Raw genomic sequence first — 2,649 nt, 5'->3', positions numbered from 1 at the left:
GCCAGGCTTCGCCTGCCCTTGACCCCGCCATACGCTCTAGCAAGGAGATGCGGAAGAAATTGATCGACGCTTTGTAAGCGGCCTTGACAAATTACTGCTCATAGAAGGGGGCCGTAGGCGGACGCGACGAATGCCGCTACTGAAGCAACAGAGGCGTTGGGCGCATAGAGAGGGTGATTCTGATCGGCAACAAATATCAATGCCATGGGACGGGTGCCATCCTCCATCGCTATCGGTAACCAGATCGGTCGATACGCACCCGTCGGCATTTCGCGGATCCATAAAAGCGGCAATTCGTCCTCAAGTGCGCACGCGGGTAACCGCAGCGCAACGCCTTCGGTCCTTCCGCCAGGCTCCAATGACAGCATCCTGCCGGGCAACCGTGGGCTCGAGCGTCCGGCAATCGTTCTTAGGCAAAAACTCTGATGCCATCCATCCAGGAATGCTTTATGTTGCGTCTCGAACTGGCAGACAGGATTCCATATTAATGACCCGTAGCCGAAAATCCATAGATCACCGGTGTCCGGACGAGCATCCAGGGTGTCGCGCATGGATTGCTCGATCTGGGCGGGAGTCCAACGTACGTGTTTTGGAATGGATTTGAAATGCTCGAGGTATTGGCCCGAGCTGATCATCGTTCGGTCTGTCACGGTGCACTCATTTAGATGGGGCGACAAGGGTCAAAGTCAGACGTGACGCGAAGCGTCAGCGGATCAATGGAGTGGAGGAAACGCAAAACCGACCCAAACGCTCAAGACAATAGAACGAGCAGGATCGCGTACCCACTCGTTGTTACGCTAGTGCTCCGTGCGATGATTGGGTGATTGCCGCGATAGGCGCAAAGCACATGGGAATGGTCGACTAATCAGTCGATGATGTGTAGGGGTGAGGCGCGCATAGCGGGTATTCCCGCCAGGCATATTTGGTTAGGGAAATACCGTCGAGAAGCGCTTACGGGTGACGCGCCGTCCAGTCGAGAAAGCCCAGGCAGATGTCCTCCGTCCTCCACCACAGCGATCGTGACCGCCCAGTTGTGTTTGACCGCCTCATTCCGTGCTGCGGCCAGAATTTCGTCAACCTCAGCGAGAGTAAGAATGTGTTTGGTTCTGATGGATCTACTCCAAAGTCGAATTGGAATCCCCTAGAATGCATGCCGGATCCCGGCGCCGAAGCTGTTCGCGGTTCCAGCAGTGCTTAACTTGTCGTAAAGGTAGCTTGCGTATACGTCCGTTTGTTTGGACAGGGCGTAGTCAAATGTCACGCCGGCGGTATTGCGGTAGTGCTCAGGCGTGCCACCCCCGATTGGCGTATTCGTCCTCGAATAGGCGATGTCCAACGCCAGGTTGCCGAATGGAACCGACACGCCACCCTGATAGGTGTTGTCAATTGCACCGTTGTTGGAATCGGCATTGTGGGCGTATGACGCATACAATTTCGCATAGCCGATATTGTAGGAACCGCCAAAAAAGTAGGTATCCTGACGATTTATGGCCGGAGTAATGCCGAGTCCGTATTTCACTCGCCGCACCTGGCCGGCCAGGTAGAGCGGCCCCTGGGTATATTCCACTGCCGCCGACTGGTTATGTGCGCCAGTGCCTGGCGCTGTTTCCGTTGCGGAAAACTTGAAGCCGTAAATCGACGGGGACTCGTAGAGGATAGATCTGTCCCAACGGCGCTGTCACGTTGGGCGGGGTGTTCGCGTAACATGATGTGATGCCGAAAACGAAATCGCTTTATCATGGCCACCGGTTCCCGGCGGCGGTCATCAGTTGCGCGGTGCGCTGGTATTTCAGGTTTCAGCTCAGCCTGCGCGACATTGAAGAGTTGCTGGTCGAGCGCGGCGTGACGGTCAGCTACGAGACGATTCGCCGCTGGTGCGGGAAGTTCGGCGCGGGCTTTGCCCACCGGGTGAAAGCGGCGCGCCGCAAGCCGCGGTAGCACGTGGCACCTCGATGAGATGTTCGTCACCCTGCGTGGCGAACCGTACCCGCTTTGGCGGGCAGTCGACGAGCAGGGCGTCGACCTCGACACCCTGCTGCAAAAGCGGCGCGACAAGGCCGCCGCCAAACGTTTCTTTAAACGTGTACTGTTGGCTTGTCCTGACGTGCCGCGAAAGATCGTCACGGACCAGCTGCGCAGCTATCCGGCAGCGAAAGCCGACATCCCGGAGTTGGTCAACGTGAAGCAGGTGTTCGTCAAGGCTGCGGCCCGCGTCAACAATCGTGCAGAGAACAGCCATCAAACCACGCGGGAGCGCGAGCGGCGTATGCGAGGCTTTCGCGACCCGAAGCGCACGCAGGCTTTCCTGTCGAGTTTCGGTCCGATCCGTCAGCACTTCGCTCTGAAACGACATCTGCTGCGCGCTTCTCTTTATCGCAAACACCTCGCACCCCGGTTCGCCGCATGGCGCGAATTCACCAACGTCACCCAAACTCCGTCGAATGCCTTCTGAGCGACTGGGCCTCATCCATCAACACCGACGAAGTCCCGCAAGTTGACAGTGCCGTCGAACACGACTGCCGTGTTGACGGTTTGCCCGCTCATCGAGGTACCGGCACCTCGCATCAGGACAGGTGCGTTGTAGCGCCGGCATACCTCGATCCCTTTGATCAGTTCGTCGATCGACCTGGGATGACCACCGCCAAAGGC

General features: G+C 57.6%; 2 protein-coding genes and 3 pseudogenes. 1 reads left to right on the top strand and 4 read right to left on the bottom strand.

Annotated elements, in window-relative coordinates; translation table 11 throughout:
• Positions 1–98: 98 nt before the first annotated feature.
• The 3 genes and pseudogenes from GNZ12_RS42335 to GNZ12_RS42325 all read right to left on the bottom strand — a co-directional run.
• Positions 99–650 carry a gamma-glutamylcyclotransferase gene (locus GNZ12_RS42335; RefSeq protein WP_172318754.1) on the bottom strand — a complete coding sequence of 184 codons (552 nt, stop codon included), beginning with the start codon at positions 648–650 and terminating at the stop codon, positions 99–101.
• 296 nt (positions 651–946) lie between these two features.
• Positions 947–1,111 (bottom strand): annotated as a pseudogene (locus GNZ12_RS44875) (heme-binding protein); the annotation flags it as partial.
• A 30-nt stretch (positions 1,112–1,141) separates the two neighbouring features.
• Positions 1,142–1,660 (bottom strand): annotated as a pseudogene (locus GNZ12_RS42325) (porin); the annotation flags it as partial.
• A gap of 53 nt (positions 1,661–1,713) precedes the next feature.
• Here GNZ12_RS42325 and GNZ12_RS42320 point away from each other — a divergent pair.
• A pseudogene (locus tag GNZ12_RS42320) lies at positions 1,714–2,452 on the top strand (IS6 family transposase).
• A gap of 11 nt (positions 2,453–2,463) precedes the next feature.
• On the opposite strand, the gene GNZ12_RS42315 reads toward GNZ12_RS42320, so the two are convergent.
• A partial coding sequence (locus tag GNZ12_RS42315; RefSeq protein ID WP_172318752.1) for an FAD-binding protein occupies positions 2,464–2,649 on the bottom strand: 186 nt, incomplete at its 5' end.

The sequence above is a fragment of the Paraburkholderia solitsugae genome, from assembly GCF_013177695.1.
GTDB lineage: Bacteria > Pseudomonadota > Gammaproteobacteria > Burkholderiales > Burkholderiaceae > Paraburkholderia > Paraburkholderia solitsugae.
Note: the sequence above shows the minus strand (reverse complement) of the source record. Positions and strands in the feature narration are given on the sequence as shown.